The organism is Shewanella sp. 433, assembly GCF_059338565.1.
The window spans coordinates 1675103-1698533 of sequence record NZ_CM181703.1 but is presented as its reverse complement, the minus strand read 5'-3'; the positions used below and the strand labels follow the sequence as shown (position 1 = coordinate 1698533).

Below are 23431 nucleotides of genomic sequence, written 5' to 3'. Positions count from 1 at the left end.
GCCCACATACTGCACAGATAAAAAGACCCGAGAATATCGGGTCTTTTACTTTAATTACCATCAAACTTTGCAGGGAAATGATGTTACTGCATCAGGGCAAAGCATAACCTTGCCCTACCCACTAAAACTGATGCGACTCAGCTAACTTGTTGGTTGAGTGACACACAGAGCACGACTCTCTAGGCAAATTAACATCGACCACGACATCACCGTCAAATGTAGCATTGCTACTGTCGACTTTGACTTCAAAAGTGGCGCCGTTACTTTGCATATGGGCCTTCAATGAATCCCCTCCGTAAGGGCCATGACATGACCAGCAGGTTGCTGCAGCTGGGCTGGTGGCAAAGAAATCAGCGTTATCAACATAATCGTGGCGAGTGATCAGCGCATTCGCTTTTTCAATCTCAGTTAGGCTTGCACTGCCATCCACATGGCACTGGGCACAATCGTTTAGCCTTGCTGGATACTTAAATTGGCGTTTGGCACCCTCTTCCAGTTTCTGCTCATCGCGGTTTTGTGCGTGTAAAGCATGCACAAAGGTATTCCAAGAGATATGGTTTAATACCGTATCTTTCGGCGCAACTTGCTCAGCCATATGGTACTTATCCCACTCGGCGTTACCTAAGTTATGACAAGCTACACATTGCTGCTCTAGATCATTACGACGGCCATGATACCCATAAGCTTGGTCGCCATGACACGAAGCACATAAGGCATTATCGACCACTTGACGGCGCGGCGTATCGCTCAGTCCGGCTAACGTAAAGAAACTTGAGCTTGAACGCAAACGCTCAGTCAAGGCCCCATCAGCATCAGGCTGACCTGTTTTCTCATCGGCTTTCAACGTCGTTTCGATGGCTAAAATACCCGTTTGGCTATCGGTACTATTAGGAATGATGAGTCCTGTACTACCTTTGCTCAAATCATCCACTAAATCCCCAGATATTACATAGGTATATTCACCTGTCGCTGGATCGCCACTGATGGGATCGACGCCAACAAACTTGTAGTTAATCGCATGGTTGGCCATACGGCTCAAGCCACCATCTGGTTTAGTTTCTGTGGTCAAAGTGCGGTAACCCGCTTCCATGTCCCATGCCACTGTAGCGCGCATGTCCGCAAAGAAACCTGCATCTTTAGGTGACACAGCTAAAGGCTTACCAGCATGGTCTAACACTTTAATGGTGAAAGTAATTTCAGCCGTTTCGTAGGTATTACCATTACGCATAGATGTTACTGGTGCCAGCGAAACTTGGGTGACATCGACACTATATGCATCACGCGCAGTTTTTTTAGCGTCTTGTTTAACCAGATGCATTTCAGCCACATCATGACAACTAGCACAACTTAATGGCAAATCACTGCCATGCTTAAGTGTGTCCGCACTGTGACAACTCAAACAGGCCTTATCATTAGCGGTTTTACTGAGCCATTCATCACCATTAAGCAATGTGTCGTTATTTTCGGTGACGTGACAGCTAGTACAATCATAAGAACTGGCGACTAGATTATTAGGTAACCCACTGTGCCAACGGTGAGCCCGCTCAACAATAGTCCCCTTACCGTCTTTTTCGCCAGTGGTATGACAGGTGGTACACGCTTCAACGTTGTTGCCATAATGCGGTGAACGATAATAGCTATCGTAACGTGCATAAGCGATATCGGTATGACAGGCATTACAACTTTCGGTACTCACCATAGCGCGAGTCAAGGTGACTGCAGAGCCGTCGATCATAAAATCAACTTCTTGCATAATATCTTGCACGCTACCAATTCCAGGAATACCGTTATAGGCTTGTACGCGTACCATAAAGCGTTGTGGCGCTGTTTCATCAAATACATAAGACTTATCGGTAAAATCTAACTCGCCGATTTTGGTGGTACTCACCACGGTATAAGTACCGTCTTTATGATCGGTTAAGCAACTATCTGCTTCGGTTGTACAGGTTTCATAGCCAAGTCCCTGTCGTTCGCTGTAGCCCTGCTCACTCTGAACCAATTGCGAACTCAAGAAACGTACCGAGGGCACACCAACAACAGGCAAGCCCTGTTCATTAGTCACTTTAAATGTGGCAGAACGCACCCCATCGGCATCGAAGCCATAAGTGATATATTCTAAGCTTAATGACTCGGCTGAAGTCGCGATAACAATGCCATTCTCACCGTCACTACCATCACTGCCGTTAGTCCCGTCTTGACCATCTTTACCATCATTGCCATCGCTGCAACCCATCGCTAGGCCAGCAATTACTAAGCCACAAATAATCGACTTATTAAATGACTCACTCATAGTCTCTCCCATTTATGTTTAAAACATAGAAAATTTATTATTTTATTTAAGTTGGTACTTAATCATTACCTGCTAATTATTTAAATACTGTTAAATACAACTAACGACTTAAATTGAAACAAATGTAAAGATTAAGTGAATCAACCGTACTAAGCCAACCTTAATTTAAAATGAATTAACATTTATCATACCAAGTTAAATGCAATACCGTGATCAACTTAAAAATTATCAATAACAACCACCACATTTAAATTTTTCACAAAAAAAATAATAAAAGCCCTGATTTTAATTTATAATAAATATCTATAAGACCTTGGTAGCAAGCTCTATGTAAAAATAGAACAGATAAAAAATGACATATCAATACGTGGATAAAAATAGCAACACCACAAAACAAAATCCAAATAAAAACGATTAAATACAGCGCTTTAAATGAAAAACATAAGAATAGCTATATTAAAACAAGCAAGCCCCCCTGAACTCAACTAATAACAAAGAGAACTCATCAAGAAGAATTAAATTGAGCGACAAAAAATAGTAAAGAACAATAAAAACAACTTGAAAATTGATAACTTAACAATAAATAATTTTATGACGGATAAATTAACAATGAGGAAATTAGCAATAAAAACCTGACGATAATGACTTTACCCTCAAAAAAATAACTAACATATAAAACTGTAAATAAAAATCAATACCAAATAAAAAGCCTCATTTAAACAACATTAAAAACCTACAAACCACTAAAATCACATTGTCGCTATTAACATATGTCACCTACCATATGCTAATACCATCAAAACGAATAAGGAGTGTTCGAAAGTTCATAAAAGTGAACATGATAATAATTACGTCAATAGCGTAAAGCTTACAGACATGATTAATCAGAATGAAATCGATGCCCCTTACTAGCGTTAACAAAATCGCCCATTATTGATAACCAAAACAGGTAACAAACATTCCCCCTTATTGGCCACTATCGGCTTATTTACTGGTGTAGAGGTACCATCCGAGGCTGAAGTAAGGTATAACGACGCAATGAAAACTCCCAAACGCATACAACCACTCGTTGATGACGGTCTCGTCGACGAAGTCATCAGTCAATTGATGAGCGGTAAAGAAGCCACTGTCTACATCGTTCGCTGTGGGACAGAGATCCGCTGCGCCAAAGTCTATAAAGAAGCAACTCAACGTAGTTTCAAAAAAGCGGCGCAATATCAAGAAGGTAGAAAGAGTCGAAATAGCCGTCGCAGCCGTGCAATGGAAAAAGGCTCAAGCTATGGACGCGAGCAACAAGAGCAAGCCTGGCAAAATGCCGAGGTTGATGCCCTGTATAAATGTGCCGCCGCCGATATTAGAGTTCCCACTCCCTTTGGCTGTTTCGATGGTGTGTTATTAATGGAACTCATCACGGATGCCAATGGGGATGTGGCGCCGCGTCTCAATGATGTGATGCTAACCCCCGAGCAGGCAATAAAAGATCACGACACCATGATGGGTTACATCACCCGCATGTTGTGTGCTGGCATAGTCCATGGTGATCTATCCGAGTTTAATGTATTACTGGATGCCACAGGTCCTGTGATCATCGACCTGCCCCAAGCAGTTGATGCCTCAGCCAATAATAACGCCAAAGCCATGCTCGCTCGTGATGTTAACAACATGACAGGCTACTACTCTCAATTTGCCCCCGAGCTAAAACAAACCAAATACGCCAAAGAGATGTGGGCCCTGTATGAAAAAGCTAAATTGACCCCTGACACCCAGTTAACCGGTCAATTTGCAGAAGATACCCATACTGCTGACGTCCATTCAGTGCTCGAAGAGATCCAAGCTGCCTTTGAAGAGGAACAAGAAAAACACGAGCGTATAAGAGAAGCTAACGAGCTGTGATGAGGCAAAGTTAAAGAATAAGGCGTTAGTAATAACGCCTTATCTCATCACAGGATCTCCATTAACCCCACCGTAAAAACCATGCTCCAACACAACCAATAGGCTTAACTAATCACGCTTGGCACCAGCCACCAATTCCCGCTGTATATGCTCTGGTACCACATCATAACGACTAAAGCTGACTGAAAATTGCCCATCACCACCAGTAAGCGATTTAAGCCGAGTGGAATAATCATCCACCGTGGCCAGAGGTGCTTCTACTGCCACCTCGACCTTGTTGTTATCGAGTGCTTGCGTGCCACAAATAATGCCGCGATTGGCACTGATATCACCGGTGATATCGCCGACGTGCTCTTGCGCTACTTGCACTTTCATCTCCACTATCGGCTCTAAAATAACCGGACTGGCTGCTTGGACCGCTTCAATAAAAGCCTTTTTGCCGGCCATGACGAAAGCGATCTCTTTCGAGTCAACACTATGATGCTTACCGTCAAGTAGCGACACGCGCACATCTTGCAAAGGGTAACCCGCCAAGACGCCGCTACTCATCGCTTCTTTTACCCCTTTTTCCACCGCCGGAATGTATTGGCTAGGCACGGCGCCACCCACCACTTTACTGACAAATTCAAATCCTGTACCACGGGGCAAGGGCTCAATGGCCAGCATCACTTCACCAAATTGGCCAGAACCACCGGACTGCTTTTTGTGGCGATAACGCGCCTGCGCTGTCGATGTCACGGTTTCACGATAGGCAACGGCGGGCACATCGGTATCCATATCGACATTAAACAGGTCGTGGGCTTTTTCGAGCGCGATTTGCAAATGTAAATCGCCTTGCCCTTGCAAAATGGTCTGGCCTTCGGCTTCATTCTTGGCGATCTGTAAACTGGGATCTTCCACCACCAACTTATGCAACACCTCGGCAATTTTTTGTTCATCACCGCGACGCTTGGCCGACACCGCTAGGCCAAAGATAGGCTCAGGCAGATGCAATTCCGGCATGCGAAATTCATCCTCATCATGGCTGTCATGTAAAACCGCCCCCACCATCAATTCATCGACTTTAGACACAGCGCAGATATCACCAGGGATAGCCGAGGTCACTGCGATCTGTTTATCCCCTTGTAACTTAAATAAGTTACTGACTTTGAAAGGTTTGCGCCCATCACCAATAAAGAGCTTCATGCCTAATTGAATCGTACCTTGGTGCACTCTAAACACGCCCATCCGACCAAAGAAAGGATCGATCGCGACCCGAAATACATGAGCAAGTACATGATCATCGGCAGCTTGCGTGACCTCTACAGGCTTAGTTTTGTCGGCAAATCCTTTTAAAAACTGCGGTGGATTGGCTTCCAGCGGATTAGGGCATAGCTTAATGATCAGTTCGAGTAGCTCGGTAATACCGATCTCAGTTTCGGCGCTAGTAAAACAGATAGGCACTAAATGCCCCCGTCGCAATGCCATCTCTAACGGCCCATGCAACTGCTCGGGAGTTAACGTCTCTCCCTGCTCTAAATAGAGTGCCATTAACTCATCATCTTCTTCCAATACCGTATCAATCAGCTCATCACGGGCACTGGCAATATCATGAAATAGCGCTTCACCTTGCAGCTGTGGTTCGGGATGCAGATAACAATCAATCACCTTATCAAGATCTGTATTAGGTAAATTAACCGGTAAACACCCTTGGCCCCACTTAGTTTGAATATCGTCTAACAAGGCAGCAAGTTTATCGCCATTACCATCAATATGATTAACGACGATAAGTACCACTTTGCCCTGAGCCCTTGCGGCTTCAAAGGCACGTTGGGTGATGGTTTCAATCCCTGTGATGGCGTTAATCACCAACAACACAGTCTCGACGCCTGGCAGAGGTAATAGTGCTCGTCCAAAAAAGTCAGGAAGACCTGGGGTGTCGATAAAGTTGATGTGCTGATTGTCAATGTCGAGATAGAGAAAGGAGGGTTCGAGGCTGTGGCGATGATCTTTTTCTTGGGCAGTGAAATCGGCATGATTTGTGCCCTTATCCACCCTGCCTTTTTGAGGGAACGCTTTACCCTTAAACAGTAATGCCTCGAGCAGTGATGATTTACCTGCCCCCGTGTGTCCGAGCACCGCTAGGTTACGGATCTGCTCCGTCATGAACTCAGCCATATAGGCCTCCTTTTGTTAATGTTATCCCGATACAACCGCGCGATGGTGTGATCATGGGGTACACGCAAAAAGTGGAGACTGCATCGATGCTACTGCCACCCTAATGTGATCATTGCTAACGATTTGTTAACCAGTATAGGCGTCTCAGGCACAGTAACTTTTGATCGAGATCACGGATTGATAAACACTCAAGAGTGATCCATACGGGAGCCTCTCAAGACTGATGTTGAGCGCACATGAGTACGCTAAAACAGTACTCATACGAGACTTTTAAGTCCCAGGTGATTGTGTTGACCGTAAACCTACTGTAGTCTGCTGGCAAATAATGATGAATCATCGATAAATATGTGACCTAGGGTGTCGTTGTTTCGGCATCAGTACGCAAAGATTTGGTGGTTGTCCCAACTGATTATTAATGGAATTTAACTGAGCCTATGGTTGAACCTCAGGATGAAAACCCGCTTGTGATAGATGAAAGGTTACCAGCGCGCCCTGTACGCCTTGAGGCCAGCAGATTAAGTGAGTTAAGCCATAAAAATGCTACGACGACGCCCGAGATGCGCCGCTTCATTCAAGGCTCTGATCTGCCAGTAAGTCAGCTGGCGAGAGTGCTCAATATCAGTGAAGCCACGGTACGTAAGTGGCGTAAGCGCGATTCAGTCAATAACACACCGAATACGCCACATCATCTCAATACCACGTTGACCCCAATGCAAGAATATGTGGTGGTGGGCTTGCGCTATCAATTAAAGATGCCGCTCGACAGATTGTTAGAGGTAACTCAGCAGTTTATTAACCCCAATGTATCTCGCTCTGGTCTCGCTCGCTGCCTCAAGCGTTATGGTGTATCACGGGTCAGCGACATCGAAAGCCCCAACGTGCCCGAGCGTTATTTTAATCAATTGCCTATCGCACAAGGGAGCGATATTGCCACCTATACGCTAAACCCTGAAACATTAGCCAATACCTTGGCACTGCCCCAAGCCGATGGCGACACTGTGGTGCAAGTAGCATCACTGACCATTCCGCCACAACTAACCGACTCCACCCCTAGCTCTGTGCTACTGGGTATCGACCCTCACAGTGACTGGATCTATTTAGACATATACCAAGATGGCAATACCCAAGCCACAAGACGCTATATCGCCCACGTATTACAACATGGGCCGTTTCATTTGCGTAAGTTATTAGTACGCAACTATCACCTATTTTTACAGCGATTCCCTGGTGCCAAGCTCACTCATGGCACACACACAGACGCTGACATTCACAACAAGACGCCTGACACTCAGGCATCTACTGGAGACTCATAATGAGCCAGACCGCTAAACCTACAGCCGAACAAGCCGCTGAGCAGCGTGACACACGCCTCAATAAGCGACTGAAAGATATGCCAATTGCCATCGTTGGCATGGCCAGCATCTTTGCCAACTCTCGCTACCTGAACAAGTTTTGGGACTTAATCAGTGAGAAAATTGATGCGATAACGGAAGTGCCAGACACCCATTGGAACAGCGAAGACTACTTTGACACCAATAAGAGTGCGCCCGACAAAAGTTACTGTAAGCGCGGCGGCTTTATGCCAGAAGTCAACTTCAACCCAATGGAGTTTGGCCTACCGCCAAATATCCTCGAGTTAACCGATACCTCGCAGTTATTGTCACTCATCGTCGCCAAAGAAGTCTTAGCCGATGCCAATCTGCCAGCCGATTATGATCGTGACAAAATCGGGATCACCCTTGGGGTCGGCGGCGGTCAAAAGATCAGTCAAAGTCTCAATGCACGCTTGCAATACCCTGTACTTAAAAAAGTATTCAAAAACAGCGGTATCAGCGATGCAGACAGTGAAATGCTGATCAAGAAATTCCAAGACCAGTATATCCACTGGGAAGAGAACTCATTCCCTGGTTCCTTAGGTAACGTGATTGCAGGCCGTATTGCCAACCGTTTCGACCTAGGTGGTATGAACTGTGTTGTCGACGCCGCGTGTGCTGGTTCATTAGCCGCTATGCGTATGGCGCTGAGTGAGCTCGTTGAAGGCCGCTCAGAGATGATGATCACAGGTGGTGTGTGTACCGACAACTCTCCTTCGATGTATATGAGCTTCTCAAAGACCCCCGCCTTTACCACCAATGAAACCATTCAGCCCTTTGATATCGACTCTAAAGGGATGATGATTGGCGAAGGCATCGGCATGATAGCGCTTAAGCGTCTTGAGGATGCGGAGCGTGACGGCGATCGTATCTATTCAGTGATCAAAGGCATAGGTGCATCGTCAGACGGCAAATTTAAGTCTATCTATGCACCGCGCCCTGAAGGTCAAGCTAAGGCACTTAAACGCGCCTATGATGACGCAGGCTTTGCGCCCCACACTCTTGGGCTTATCGAAGCGCACGGCACGGGCACAGCCGCCGGTGATGCGGCCGAATTTAGGGGCTTAAGCTCAGTATTTGCAGAGGACAATGACAGCAAACAACATATCGCGCTGGGTTCGGTAAAATCGCAAATCGGTCACACCAAATCAACCGCGGGAACCGCAGGGTTGATCAAGGCGGCACTAGCGCTGCACCACAAGGTGTTGCCAGCTACCATTAATGTCAGCGAGCCAAATCCAAAACTGGATATCGAAAACTCACCGTTTTACTTAAACACTGAAACTCGCCCTTGGCTGCCTCGTCCCGATGGCACGCCGCGCCGCGCGGGGATCAGCTCATTTGGTTTTGGCGGCACTAACTTCCACTTTGTATTGGAAGAGTACAACAGTGAACATGCGCGTACCGATAGCCAGCTGACCCAATACCGTCAGCGCAGCGTTGCTCAAAGCCTGCTATTTAGTGGCACGAATAACGCTGAGTTAATCGCAAGCCTCAATAGCGCCCTCAGCGCCGCCAACAATGGCACTCGCCTAACCGACATCGCCAGCGGTTATGGTCTACGAAAACTTGAGGCTAATGCCCCGCGCCTAGGCTTGGTCGCTAGCAGCAATGACGAGCTCATTAAGCTGATAAATCAGGCGCTAACCAAGCTGCAATCTAGTGACGAGGCTCACTGGTCACTGCCAGGTGGTATTCATTACCGCGCCGCAGCAATGACAGAGGGTAAAGTGGCCGCCCTCTTTGCAGGGCAAGGCTCACAGTACCTCAATATGGGCCGTGAACTCGCTTGCCACTTCCCAGAGATACGCCAGCAATTTGTACGCGCTGACAAGGTGTTTGATGCCCACAACAAGACACCATTGTCTCAGGTTGTTTACCCTATTCCAGTGTTTAGCACTGAGGCTAAAAAGGCACAAGAAGCACTATTAACCAACACAGCTAACGCACAAAGTGCGATTGGTGCCATCTCAATGGGCCAATACGCGTTACTGACCGCCGCAGGTTTTGAAGCTGACATGGTCGCTGGCCACAGCTTTGGTGAACTCAGTGCGCTTTGTGCCGCAGGGGTTATCAGCAGTGACGATTACTACAAGCTCACCTTTGCCCGCGGCGATGCCATGGCGACTAAGCTTGATGACGGTGTGGATAGCGGCGCAATGTATGCCATTATCACCAAAGCTGCCAGTGATCTTGAATTACTTGAATCAACTATCGCCAAATTTGATGGCGTAAAAGTGGCAAACTACAACGCGCCAACTCAGCTAGTGATTGCAGGCCCTACCGCCGCAACTTCAGAGGCAGCAAAAGCCTTAAGTGACATCGGCTTTAAAGCGATCTCACTGCCGGTTTCGGGTGCGTTCCATACGCCATTGGTTGGCCATGCTCAAGCTCCGTTTGCTAAGGCTATCGATGCGGCGAAATTCACTAAGCCACAACGCCCGATCTACTCAAATGCCACAGGCCAACAGTATAACTCGGCCGCGAAGACCATTAAGAGCGAGTTTAAGCAACATATGCTGCAATCGGTTCGTTTTAGCGAGCAGTTGCAAGCCATGTATGATGCGGGTGCCCGTGTATTTGTTGAGTTCGGTCCTAAAAACATCTTACAAAAATTGGTTGAAAACACCCTTAGCGACAAGATGAGCGAACTGTGCACTGTCAGCATCAACCCAAATCCTAAAGGCAATAGCGATGTGCAACTGCGTCAAGCGGCAGTTCAACTAGCTGTTAATGGTATTGCATTAGAAAACCTCGATCCTTATGCGGCGCCAATAGCGGCCGAAGAGCAGCCATCGGCAATGAACATCAAGCTGACAGCGACCAATCATATTAGCCCAGCAACTCAGGCTAAGATGGCCAAATCGTTACAGACAGGTGCGATCTCGAGTCAAATAGTTGAAAAATTAGTTGAAGTTGAGAAAGTGGTCGAAGTCGAGAAAATTGTAGAAGTAGAGAAGATTGTGGAAGTTGAGAAAGTTGTGGAAAAAGTCGTAGAAAACAACGGCGCGGTAAACCGTTCGCCTGTAAACAATACCCCAGCACAAGCGGCTGCGCCCAAAATGGCTACCACCATGGCCACGCCAGTGAGCAACGATGCCCTAAGCCAGTTCTTTGCAGCCCAAAGCCAAGCGGCGGCATTGCATCAGCAGTTCCTGTCAATTCCTCAGCAATATGGTGAAACCTTCACTAGCTTGATGACCGCGCAAGCACAGATGGCAGCCTCTGGAATGACTATTCCAGAAAGTCTGCAACGCTCAATGGAGCAGTTCCACCAGCATCAGGCGCAAACGCTGCAAAGCCATACACAGTTCCTTGAACTGCAAGCACAAAGCAGTACTGCTGCGCTTGAACTGTTAAATCATGGTGCAATCGCTACAACTCCGCCAGCGCCAGTACAAGCAGCGCCAACCCAGTCAGCCCCAGTCGTTACCGCTGCACCATTGGCTAGCACTGCGGCAACCTCAATGACAAAGGCTGCACCTATCGTTGCCCCTGCGGTAGCACCAAAAGCTGTAGCGCCTGTCGTGGCAGTTACTGCACCAGCCGTTATAACGCCAGTTGTTGCAAGCCCAGTCGTTGAACCAGCGCCAAGCAACGCGCTTTCTGCTGATAAAGTGCAAGCGACCATGATGTCGGTAGTGGCTGAAAAAACCGGTTACCCAACCGAGATGCTTGAACTTGAGATGGATATGGAAGCCGACTTAGGCATCGACTCTATCAAGCGCGTTGAAATTTTAGGCACAGTGCAAGATGAGCTACCAGGTTTGCCAGAGCTCAGCCCAGAAGACTTAGCTGAGTGTCGCACCTTAGGTGAAATCGTTGCTTACATGAACAGTAAACTGCCAGCCGTTGGCAGTGCACCCGTTACAACAAGCGCGTCGGCTCCAAGCGGTCTAACTAACGAGCAAGTGCATAGCACCATGATGAACGTGGTAGCCGAGAAAACCGGTTACCCAACTGAGATGCTTGAGCTTGAGATGGATATGGAAGCCGACTTAGGCATCGACTCTATCAAGCGCGTCGAAATTTTAGGCACAGTGCAAGATGAGCTACCAGGTTTACCAGAGCTCAGCCCAGAAGACTTAGCCGAGTGTCGCACCTTAGGTGAAATCGTTGCTTACATGAACAGCAAGTTACCAGCGACAGCCGCTGCGCCCGTTGCTGCAAATGCGCCAGCTGCCCTCACTCCTGCCACGACTGCCACGACTGCTGCGCCTGTTCAAAGCGGTCTGACTAACGAGCAAGTGCACAACACCATGATGAACGTGGTGGCAGAGAAAACCGGTTACCCAACTGAGATGCTCGCCCTTGAGATGGATATGGAAGCCGATTTAGGCATCGACTCTATCAAGCGCGTTGAAATTTTAGGCACAGTGCAAGATGAGCTACCAGGGCTACCAGAGCTCAGCCCAGAAGACTTAGCCGAGTGTCGCACCTTAGGCGAAATCGTGGCCTATATGAACAGCAAGTTACCAGCGATAGCCGCTGCGCCCGTTGCTGCAAATGCGCCAGCGGCCCTCACTCCTGCCACGACTGCTGCGCCTGTTCAAAGCGGTCTGACTAACGAGCAAGTGCACAACACCATGATGAACGTGGTGGCAGAGAAAACCGGTTACCCCACCGAGATGCTCGCCCTCGAGATGGATATGGAAGCCGATTTAGGTATCGACTCTATCAAGCGCGTTGAAATTTTGGGCACAGTGCAAGATGAGCTGCCAGGGCTACCTGAGCTCAGCCCAGAAGACTTAGCCGAGTGTCGCACCTTAGGTGAAATCGTGGCCTATATGAACAGCAAGTTACCAGCGATAGCCGCTGCGCCTGTTGCCCTCACTCCTGCCATGACTGCTGCGCCTGTTCAAGGCGGCCTGACTAACGAGCAAGTGCAGAGCACCATGATGAACGTGGTGGCCGAGAAAACCGGTTACCCAACAGAGATGCTCGCCCTAGAGATGGATATGGAAGCCGATTTAGGTATCGACTCTATCAAGCGCGTTGAAATTTTGGGCACAGTGCAAGACGAGCTACCGGGTCTACCTGAGTTAAACCCAGAAGATTTAGCTGAGTGTCGTACCTTAGGTGAAATTGTTAGCTATATGAACAGTAAGCTCGGCGCTTCATCAATCGCTGCGCCTGTAAAGGCTGAGCCCTTAAATGATAAGCCTGCTGCGATCTCAAGCGAGCCGAGTGTTGAACTGCCACCTCACAGCGAGGTAGCGCTAAAAAAGCTTGATGCGGCGGAGTTAGTTAACAACTGTTTCGCCGCTAACACTCACATTGTGATCAATGATGATGGCCATAATGCAGGTGTGCTAGCCGAGAAACTGGTTAAACAGGGCTTAAACGTGGCCGTAGTGCGTTTACCGAAAGGTCAACCACAGTCACCGCTAAACAGTGATATCAAAAGCTTTCAAGCTGACAGTGCAGATGAAACTGGCATCGCTGCCGTAATTGATCAGATTGAAAAGCAGTTAGGCACTATCAGCGGCTTTGTTCACTTGCACCCACAAGAGACGCAAGCAACAGATAATAGCAGCGTGCAGCTTAGCGACGACAGCTTCAATCACTTGAGCCAAGCCTTCTTGTGGGCCAAGTTGTTGCAAGCTAAATTAACCCAAGATACCGGTGCGCGACGCGCGTTCATCAGCGTCAGTCGTATTGACGGTGGCTTCGGTTATTTAGACCTTGAACAGTTAAAAACTGCAGAGCTCAACCAAGCCGCACTGGCTGGTCTCACCAAGACATTAAGTCACGAGTGGCCAAGCGTATTTTGCCGTGCATTAGACATCGCACCTGCATTGGATGCCAGCCGCTTAAGTGATGCCATCGCCAACGAGCTGTTTGATAGCAATGCAACATTGAACGAAGCAGGTTTAAGCCTCAATGAGCAAGGTCAACTGCAGCGCACAGCCCTGATTGCAGGCGATGCGAGCGTAAAAACAGCAAAAAGTGAGCTAAACAGCGCAGATAAAATACTGGTGACCGGGGGTGCAAAAGGCGTAACCTTTGAGTGTGCCCTAGCTCTCGCTAAGCGTTGTCAGTCTCACTTTATCTTGGCGGGTCGTAGCCAACATGTGACCCTTAACAATCTGCCCAGCTGGGCACAAGGTAAATCTGCCACTGAGCTCAAATCAGCCGCGATTGCCCACATTATTGTCTCGGGTGACAAACCAACGCCTAAGCAGGTAGATGCACTCGTGTGGCCGGTACAGAGCAGTTTAGAGATCAATGCCGCGCTGGATGCGTTTAACGCAGTAGGCGCGAGCGCCGAATACATCAGCATGGATGTGAGCAATGCTGACTCGGTAAACAGCGCACTGAGCGCTATCACTCAGATAACGCCAATCACAGGCCTTATCCATGGTGCTGGTGTCTTGGCTGACAAACATATCCAAGACAAAACCTTAGATGAACTGGCACGGGTTTATGGCACCAAAGTCAACGGCCTCAAGGCACTGCTTTCTGTCATTGATACCAGCCAGCTAAAACTGGTTGCCATGTTCTCCTCGGCGGCAGGTTTCTACGGCAATACTGGCCAAAGCGACTATGCCATGTCGAACGACATCCTTAACAAAGCGGCACTGCAACTGTCGGCAAAGCACCCAAGTGCCAAAGTGATGAGCTTTAACTGGGGACCTTGGGATGGCGGCATGGTTAACCCGGCGCTGAAAAAGATGTTTACTGACCGAGGCGTGTATGTGATCCCTCTGCAAGCAGGTGCGGAGCTATTTGCAACCCAACTACTCACAGAGAGTGGCGTGCAGCTGCTCGTGGGCACAGACATGCAAGGCAACAGCAAAAGTAACACTGCCACTAAGGAAGCGACGGTAAAAAAGCCTAATGCGGGTGAGGTGCAAGTTGCACAGCGCCCGCAGCGCGACGTCACCGCACTGACTGAAGTGACACTTAAGCGAGTGCTAAAGCCTGATGCATTGACCTTTGTTCGAGATCACCGCATTGGTGGCAATCCCGTATTGCCAACGGTCTGTGCTATCCAATGGATGCGCGAAGCGGCGCTTGAGCAGTATGGGCTAACGCTCATGGTGCAAGACTACAAGTTACTCAAAGGCATAGTGTTCGACTCAGGCGAGAGCCAAACCTTAATGATGAGCTTAACCCCGCAATATGAAGCGGGTGCACTCAAAGGTATTAAGGCGTTAATCAGCTGTGAAGGACGGCCTCAGTATCAGGCACTATTAGTGAATGCAGGCGACGTGCAACATAGCACTAAGCAGTTTGATGAGCTCAGCCAAGTCGTGCCTGTAACGGATAAAGCTAGGCTTTACAGCGACGGCACCCTGTTCCATGGTCCGCGTTTACAAGGCTTAGATAAGGTGCTGCGCTTTAATGAGCACGGCTTAGTGGTTAGCTGTCAGCTGCCTAATGTGGCCAAGCAAGATTGTGGCGACTTTACCCCAAGCTTAACGGCTAAAGGGTGTCAGCCTTTTGCTGAAGATCTGCTACTGCAAGCGATGCTAGTTTGGGCAAGATTAACCTATGGTGCTGCCAGCCTACCCTCGACCATTGGCGAGTTCGTCAGTGTGTTACCTATGGACTTTGGCGACAATGGTTATATTGAACTCACCGTCCTTAAAACCAGCAGCCGACAGCTCATCGCTGATGTCGCCCTGTATCATCAAAATGGCCAATTAAGCTGCGTAATGAGATCGGCAAAAGTGACCATTAGCAAATCGCTTAACGGCGCTTTTGTTAACGAGCAACACATTAAAGAGGATCATGCATAGTGACACTCAATAATGGGACTCTCAATAAAGGGAGTGCAACGCAAAGCGATAGCAAGCTTGACCAAGATGAGGCGGCGCCACTGCGTGTCGCCGCGCTCGTGATTAATATGGCAGACGTTATGCCTAGCGAGCTGAGCAATGAACCTATCTTGGTGATTGAGCTTGACAGGTTCACAACAAATCTTGAAATGGCGCTAGACCTTGTGGCCGCTGGCGAAGTAGTCAACATTCAGGCACCGCAAAGCAGTTTGGTATTAATGCCCGCACTTGTGGCCGCGCAGCGAAAGCTGCATCCGCACGCGTATCTCGCTGGGGTGCAATATGCCAAAACTGCTGACGTGGCATCGAACCTCGCGCTAAAACAAGCTAAGCGAGATCTGAGCGCGGTAAACTGTCAGCGCACTCTTGTTATTAATAATGAACAAGTGAGTCATCCAGAGGTTGAACGCAATCAACTTGCATTTGACGCGCTTTGCCAACTGATTATCGATATCGCACAGCGCACCATTACCCGTGACGATAACTCGAGCCACTATTGGTTTACAGAGCGTTATCAGGCACGTGTAGCAAGGTTAAATCTGCAATTTGACCCCGCAGATAGTGCAATGATCCATGTAGCCATTGTGCTGACCCAAGGTACGGGTCGATTAAAAGCAAGATCCTTGCTCAAAGCACAGCGCCTATTCTTCTTAATCTCTGGCACCAGTGAAGCCGAGTTAAATCAAGGTTTGTGGGCGTTAGCCGCTGAGCTAGATAGTATTAGGTTGATGGTCGACAATTCAAAGATCACGTCATCTTTGCTGGAGTTAATGCAGGAAAATTTACATGAATTTGAAATCAGTACCAGTCCACGTTTTGCGCTCACATTGCAAGCCACTAGCATAGAGTCTCTCACGCAAGAGATTGCCTGTATGAGTGATGCGTTAGGCGGAGTGTTTAAAGAAAAAGGACAATACAAAACCCCAGCTGGAAGCTTTTTTACGGCCGAGCCACTTGGACAACAACACCTGGCCTTTGTTTATCCTGGTGTTGGCACTGTCTACCACGACATGCTCAGCGAACTGCATCACTATTTCCCTGCGCTCTATGCCCGCTTAGAGCAGCAAGGCGATCTCAAAGCCATGTTACAGGCTGATGAGATCTATCATAGCGACAAACAGATCACAGAGCAGATGGCGCTGGGCGATATGGCGATTGCAGGCGTAGGTGCGAGTTATCTGCTGAGCAAACTATTAATGGATGAGTTTGATGTTAAGCCAGAATACGCGCTAGGTTACTCCATGGGCGAAGCCTCAATGTGGGCCAGTCTTGACGTATGGCAGCAGCCTCATCTCTTGATCGACAAAACCAAAAGCGATCCGCTATTTACGTCCGTCATCTCAGGCGACTTAAGCGCTGTGCGCAGCGCTTGGGGACTGACCGATAGCGATGTGATTCATTGGAACAGCTTTGTAGTACGCTGCACTCCTGAGTCGATTCGCTCAATGCTTGAGCAATATCCACGTGTTTACTTAGCTATTACTCAGGGAGACACCTGCGTGATTGCAGGTTGTGAGCATGGCTGTCAGCAGCTACTAAAAGCCTTGGGGAAACGCGGGATTGCAGCCAATCGTGTAACGGCAATGCACACGACACCTGCACTCAGCCAGCATGAAAATGTGATCGCTTTTTATCAGCAAAATATTGTTCCAGAAGCGGTGAGTCACCCAGTCACATTTATCAGCGCCGCCGATACAGGCAAAGGTATCGATAGGGGCGTTGGCGATGAACAGGGTCAGTTGAATCCTAAGCTGATAGCAACCTCGATTGCCGATACCTTCTGCAATAGCTTAGATTTTACAGCCCTGATCCAGAGTGCAACGCGCCAAGGCGCACGGCTATTTGTCGAAATCGGTGCCGATCGCCAAAACTGCACTCTCATAGACAAAATACTAAAAAGCAGTGACAGTGAAAAACTCATCGATAATCTGTTATCACCGTCGGCACACCTTACATCTCAATGCTGCACTATTCCGCTAAACGCCAAAGGGAGCAGCGATATCGCGACTCTGCTTAAGGCGATCGGACAGTTAATCAGTCATCGTGTCCCCGTCAGCCTGACCGTGTTGCAGCTGGGACTAAAGCGTCAATTAGCACTGCAAGAGCAGCTAAAGACAACTGATGCGGCAAATACCTTATTAAAAGGGGAAGCATAATGCCTTCAAATGAAGCGCCTTCTCAACCATGCAAAATAGCGATAGTCGGGTTAGCGACCCTGTATCCCGACGCTAAAACGCCGGATCAATTTTGGCAAAACTTACTCGATAAACGCGACTCACGTACCACATTGAGCGATAAAAAACTCGGTGCCAATAGCAGCGACTATCAAGGTGTACAGGGCCAATCGGATCGTTTCTACTGCGACAACGGCGGCTATATTGAAGACTTTATCTTCGATGCAAACGGCTATCGTATCGGGGCTGAGCAGCTCAAGGGACTCGATGACAGTTTCAAATGGGCACTCGATACCAGCCGTAACGCGCTACTCGATGCAGGCGTGGCAGTGGACTCACCGCTACTCGAGCGCACAGGCATCATCATGGGCGCGCTGTCATTCCCAACCGCAAAATCGAATGAGCTGTTTCTGCCGCTCTATCACAATGCGGTAGAGAAGGCCTTGCAAACCAAGTTAGATAGCCGAGATTTTCGCCTGCAAGCCTTTAACGCGCAGACCCAACACACGCCATCAATCGATTGTGCCAACGGGGCTATTGCCCATAATGCCTCTAAGGTTGTTGCCGACGCGCTAGGCCTTGGTCGCGTGCAGCTCAGCCTAGATGCCGCCTGTGCCAGCTCAGTTTATTCACTTAAATTAGCCTGTGATTACCTTGCAACGGGCAAAGCCGATTTAATGTTGGCGGGCGCCGTTTCTGGCGCGGACCCTTTCTTTATCAATATGGGGTTCTCGATTTTTCACGCCTACCCAGATCATGGATTCTCAGCCCCCTTTGATAAAAACAGCAAAGGCTTGTTTGCCGGTGAAGGCGCTGGCGTACTGGCGCTTAAACGTCTCGACGATGCCGAGCGCGACGGCGATAAGATCTACGCCGTGGTCAGCGGGATCGGCCTGTCTAACGACGGTAAAGGCCAGTTTGTACTGAGTCCAAATAGCAAAGGCCAAGTAAAGGCCTTCGAACGCGCCTATCGCAGCAGCGACATAGCGCCAGAAAATATCGAAGTGATCGAATGTCATGCCACTGGCACGCCACTGGGAGACAAGGTTGAACTGGCCTCGATGGAGCAGTTTTTTGCACCACGTCTCAATGGCTCAGCCGCACCCCTTATTGGCTCAGCCAAATCCAACTTAGGCCACCTACTTACTGCCGCTGGTATGCCGGGGATCATGAAGATGATCTTCGCCATGCGCCAAGGCGTATTGCCGCCCAGCATTAATATTAGTGAGGCCATTGGCTCGCCAAATGGCCTATTTGGTGCTCATACTTTGCCAAATAAAGTCACCCCATGGCCGGTAAAGCCAGGCAACCATGAACGGCTTGCAGGGGTCTCGGTATTTGGCTTTGGTGGCTGTAATGCTCACCTACTATTAGAGTCATACACCGCTAAACAGCCAAGAGCTGCAAGCGCACCTTCACAGGCCTGCAGTAACGGCTCAACTCCCGCATTTGCCATTAGCGGTATCGCCAGCCACATTGGGCCGCTTAGCACCATTAATCAACTCGATGCGACCTTACAACAGGGTCAACATGCGTTTATCGACCTCCCCAACAAACGTTGGAAAGGGCTCGACAAGCACCCTGAACTATTAGCTAAATTTGGCATCCATGCCATTCCACAAGGGGCTTATGTTGACAGTTTTGAGCTGGATTTTTTACGCTTTAAACTGCCGCCTAATGAAGATGATCGCTTGATCTGTCAGCAACTGATGTTGATGAAGGTGACCGACGAGGCCATTCGTGATGCCAAGTTAAAGCCGGGCCAGAAAGTGGCCGTGCTGGTCGCAATGGAGACAGAGCTTGAACTACATCAGTTCCGTGGCCGCGTCAATCTGCATACGCAATTGAAACAAAGCCTCAATGCCATGGGCGTGACACTCACAGACAGTGAGTATCAATCCATCGAAACCATCGCCATGGACAGCGTGCTCGATGCTGCCAAGCTCAACCAGTACACCAGCTTTATTGGCAACATCATGGCATCGCGTATCGCATCCCTTTGGGATTTTAACGGCCCTGCTTTCACCATTTCAGCGGGTGAACAGTCTGTGAGTCGCGCACTCGATGTGGCCGAAAATATGATGGTGCAAGAACAGCTCGATGCCGTGGTGATTGCCGCGGTCGACCTCTCTGGCAGCATTGAGCAGGTGATGCTTAAAAATGCCGTAAGTCCGATGGCGGTAACCCCAAGCGATACAGGCTGGAAACTGGCAGAGGGCGCGGGGGCGATAGTGCTCGAACCACTTGCCCAAGCCAAGCAAAGTTATGCCACCATTGAGAGCGTAAACTTTGGCGCCACCAGCACGGTTAGCCGCGTCGCCGATGAGTTACTGACACTCACAGGCACCCATGGCGCACAAATCAGTCTAGTTGAGCAGAGTATTGCTCCAGGCAGCGCGTTGACATGCGACCAATTGCAACAAGCATTGCCGCTAACCCATGCACGTTATGAGCAGGGTCAACAACAGCTTGGACACAGCTTTGCCGCCGCAGGCATGACCAGCCTTATCTATGGCCTGCTGCGCCTCAATCAACAATGCAATCAACAAGGTGCGCAAGATACAAGTCAGCATGCGGTGATCGCTAACATCAGTGAAAATCAGTGTTCGCTAACCCACATCAGTCAAGATGCCGCGCAGTGCACAGCACTGACTCAGCGACTGGCACACACCTTAGGCACCCACGCTGAGCGCAGCTTAGTGAAAGAGGTCGGTTTAGGTGGGCGCGATATCGTGGGTCATATTATTAACACCCCGATACCTGGCCTAGACACCATCAAAGCAAAAGTTGCTCAGGGTCATTTAGCGCCAACCACTTCACGTGCGTCGCAACTAATCAGCTACCCACAGCCAGTTGCGACGTCGGCGGCAGATGCCCAAACGCCAACACAGGCTCACATTGCTAAAGCAATAGGTACCCAGAACATCATGACAAGCAACACACCCAGCGCATTCGATGCGAGCCAATTAGATTTGCCACAAGGCGAGTTAGCGGCATTTCAACATAACCAGCAGCTCACACAGCAGGCGCATATCGCCTTCCTAAAAAGCCGTGAAACAGGCCTTAAAGTGGCTGACCAACTGCTCAAGCAGCAGCTTGCACAAGCCACTGGTGCGGCGCCGGCTCAGTCACACGTGCAGGCTAAAGCGCAACCAACCCTTAAACCACAGCATGACAAAGTAGAACCTTACCGCGCCCCAGTGCCAGCACACAAGCCCTGCATCTGGGATTACCATGATCTCGTCGAGTATGCTGAAGGCGACATCGCCAAAGTATTTGGCCCAGAATATGCCTCAATCGATAACTATTCGCGCCGCGTTCGCCTACCGACCACCGACTATCTGTTGGTGTCGCGGGTGACGAAACTCGACGCCAACATTAATGAATACAAGCCAAGTTCAATGACCACTGAGTATGACATCCCAGAGGATGCGCCTTACTTAGTCGATGGCCAAATTCCTTGGGCAGTTGCCGTTGAATCGGGTCAGTGTGACTTAATGCTAATCAGCTACTTAGGTATTGATTTTGAAAACAAGGGTGAGCGCGTTTACCGTCTACTGGACTGTACCCTCACCTTCTTAGGCGACCTGCCACGGGGCGGTGACACATTAAGATACGATATTAAGATCAACCACTATGCCCGTAACGGCGATACCCTGTTGTTCTTCTTCTCTTATGAGTGTTTCGTTGGCGATACCATGATCCTCAAGATGGATGGTGGCTGTGCTGGCTTCTTTACCGATGCTGAACTGGCCGACGGTAAGGGTGTCATTCGCACAGAAGATGAAATTAAGGCCCGTAATAACGCAACTAAGCTACGCTTTAATCCGCTACTGGATTGCCCGCAGACTCAGTTCGATTACACTGCGATTCATAAGCTATTATCGGCCGACATTGAAGGCTGTTTTGGTCCGTCACACGCAGGTTCAGCTCAACCGTCACTGTGTTTTGCCTCTGAGAAGTTCTTGATGATCGAACAGGTCAGTAAGGTCGACAGAACGGGCGGTGCATGGGGACTAGGGTTAATCGAAGGTCATAAGCAACTGGAACCTAACCATTGGTACTTCCCTTGTCACTTTAAAGATGATCAGGTGATGGCAGGCTCCTTGATGGCAGAGGGCTGTGGCCAGTTACTGCAGTTCTACATGTTACACCTAGGGATGCACACCCAAACGAAAAATGGTCGTTTCCAACCACTTGAAAATGCGTCACAAAAGGTACGTTGTCGTGGTCAGGTTCTTCCGCAATCGGCCCAGCTCACCTATCGTATGGAAGTGACCGAGATTGGATTCAGCCCACGTCCTTATGCCAAAGCCAACATCGACATTCTGCTTAATGGCAAAGTGGTGGTGGACTTCCAAAACCTCGGCGTGATGATCAAAGAGCAAGATGAGTGCACCCGCTATGACGCTCCATTGGCGATTAGCAGCACAGTGCCTGCTGACTCAGCAAGTGCTAAAAAGGGCTATCAAGGTGCGTCAATCAATGCACCGTTAATGGCACAAGTGCCTGATTTGAGCGCTGCACCTAACAAAGGCGTGATCCCTCTGTCACATGTAGAGGCACCACTCACACCTGATTATCCCAATCGCGTGCCTGACACAGTCCCGTTTACGCCGTACCACCTATTTGAATTTGCCACAGGCAATATTGAAAACTGCTTTGGCTCTGAGTTTTCAATTTATCGCGGAATGATCCCGCCACGTACCCCGTGCGGCGATCTGCAGTTAACCACCCGCGTAGTAGAAGTTAACGGTAAACGTGGGGAATTTAAAAAGCCGTCAAGCTGTATTGCCGAATATGAAGTGCCAACGGATGCGTGGTATTTCGATAAGAATAGCCACCATGCTGTCATGCCTTATTCGGTGCTGATGGAGATCTCTTTGCAGCCTAATGGCTTCATCTCTGGTTACATGGGCACCACATTAGGCTTTCCGGGGCTTGAGCTGTTTTTCCGCAACCTAGATGGTAGTGGCGAGCTACTACGCGATGTCGACCTACGCGGTAAAACCATTGTCAACGACTCGCGTCTGTTGTCGACGGTGATGGCTGGCACTAATATTATTCAAAGTTTCAGCTTTGAGTTGAGCACCGACGGTGAGCCCTTCTATCGCGGCACCGCAGTATTTGGCTACTTCAAAGGCGATGCGCTTAAAGACCAGCTGGGCTTAGACAATGGCAAAGTGACTCAGCCTTGGCATGTGGCCAAAGGCATTAGTGCCGACACCAAAGTGAATTTGTTAGATAAAGCTGGGCGCCACTTTAATGCGCCGGCCAATCAGCCTCACTATCGCCTTGCTGGCGGACAACTCAACTTTATCGATAGCGTCGAGATTGTCGATAACGGCGGCACCGAAGGCTTAGGCTATCTCTATGCTGAGCGCACTATCGATCCTAGCGACTGGTTCTTCCAGTTCCATTTCCACCAAGATCCTGTGATGCCAGGTTCGTTAGGCGTTGAAGCCATTATCGAAACCATGCAAACTTACGCCATCAGTAAAGATTTGGGCGCTGGATTTAAAAACCCTAAGTTTGGCCAGATTTTGTCAAACATTAAGTGGAAATATCGCGGTCAGATCAACCCACTCAATAAGCAGATGTCGATGGATGTCAGTATTACCTCGATAAAAGATGAAGGTGACAAGAAGGTGATCACAGGTAACGCAAGCCTAAGTAAAGATGGGCTGCGTATCTACGAAGTCACCGACATTGCTATCTGTATCGAAGAAGCCTTGTAAAAAATAGATCACTTGAGGTATT

General features: G+C 48.9%; 7 protein-coding genes. 5 read left to right on the top strand and 2 right to left on the bottom strand.

Annotation, left to right across the window (positions count from 1 at the left end; translation table 11 throughout):
• Positions 1-121: 121 nt before the first annotated feature.
• On the bottom strand, positions 122-2290 hold the full coding sequence (locus AC5YB1_RS07550) for an OmcA/MtrC family decaheme c-type cytochrome (protein ID WP_494521330.1): 2169 nt from the start codon (positions 2288-2290) through the stop codon (positions 122-124).
• A 1038-nt stretch (positions 2291-3328) separates the two neighbouring features.
• Here AC5YB1_RS07550 and AC5YB1_RS07545 point away from each other — a divergent pair.
• The gene (locus AC5YB1_RS07545; RefSeq protein WP_475514406.1) at positions 3329-4183 is read left to right on the top strand and encodes a PA4780 family RIO1-like protein kinase; all 855 of its coding nucleotides are present in this window, start codon (positions 3329-3331) and stop codon (positions 4181-4183) included.
• Between the two features lie 108 nt (positions 4184-4291).
• Here the strand turns inward: AC5YB1_RS07545 and fusA are convergent, their stop codons facing one another.
• Positions 4292-6340: an elongation factor G gene (gene fusA / locus AC5YB1_RS07540; protein WP_494521329.1), complete on the bottom strand. Its 2049-nt coding sequence runs from the start codon at positions 6338-6340 to the stop codon at positions 4292-4294.
• Positions 6341-6774: 434 nt separating this feature from the next.
• On the opposite strand from fusA, the gene AC5YB1_RS07535 reads away from it, so the two are divergent.
• Genes AC5YB1_RS07535 through AC5YB1_RS07520 form a run of 4 tightly spaced genes read left to right on the top strand, consistent with a single transcriptional unit; the run spans position 6775 to position 23409 of the window.
• Positions 6775-7653 (top strand): transposase family protein, encoded by an 879-nt coding sequence (locus tag AC5YB1_RS07535; RefSeq protein ID WP_494521328.1) that lies wholly within the window; start codon positions 6775-6777, stop codon positions 7651-7653.
• Complete coding sequence (locus tag AC5YB1_RS07530; protein ID WP_494521327.1) at positions 7653-15458, top strand: SDR family NAD(P)-dependent oxidoreductase; 7806 nt, start codon at positions 7653-7655, stop codon at positions 15456-15458. The genes AC5YB1_RS07535 and AC5YB1_RS07530 overlap by 1 nt, the downstream gene beginning before the upstream one ends.
• Positions 15458-17653 carry a PfaB family protein gene (locus AC5YB1_RS07525; RefSeq protein WP_494521326.1) on the top strand — a complete coding sequence of 732 codons (2196 nt, stop codon included), beginning with the start codon at positions 15458-15460 and terminating at the stop codon, positions 17651-17653. Before AC5YB1_RS07530 ends, AC5YB1_RS07525 begins: the two co-directional genes overlap by 1 nt.
• The gene (locus AC5YB1_RS07520; RefSeq protein WP_494521325.1) at positions 17653-23409 is read left to right on the top strand and encodes a hotdog fold thioesterase; all 5757 of its coding nucleotides are present in this window, start codon (positions 17653-17655) and stop codon (positions 23407-23409) included. The genes AC5YB1_RS07525 and AC5YB1_RS07520 overlap by 1 nt, the downstream gene beginning before the upstream one ends.
• Positions 23410-23431: the final 22 nt, after the last annotated feature.

Coding starts and splice junctions, on each gene's coding strand:
- AC5YB1_RS07520 (WP_494521325.1), top strand. CDS start 17,653: ATGCCTTCAAATGAAGCGCCTTCTCAACCATGCAAAATAGCGATAGTC.
- AC5YB1_RS07535 (WP_494521328.1), top strand. CDS start 6,775: ATGGTTGAACCTCAGGATGAAAACCCGCTTGTGATAGATGAAAGGTTA.
- AC5YB1_RS07550 (WP_494521330.1), bottom strand. CDS start 2,290: ATGAGTGAGTCATTTAATAAGTCGATTATTTGTGGCTTAGTAATTGCT.
- fusA (WP_494521329.1), bottom strand. CDS start 6,340: ATGGCTGAGTTCATGACGGAGCAGATCCGTAACCTAGCGGTGCTCGGA.
- AC5YB1_RS07545 (WP_475514406.1), top strand. CDS start 3,329: ATGAAAACTCCCAAACGCATACAACCACTCGTTGATGACGGTCTCGTC.
- AC5YB1_RS07530 (WP_494521327.1), top strand. CDS start 7,653: ATGAGCCAGACCGCTAAACCTACAGCCGAACAAGCCGCTGAGCAGCGT.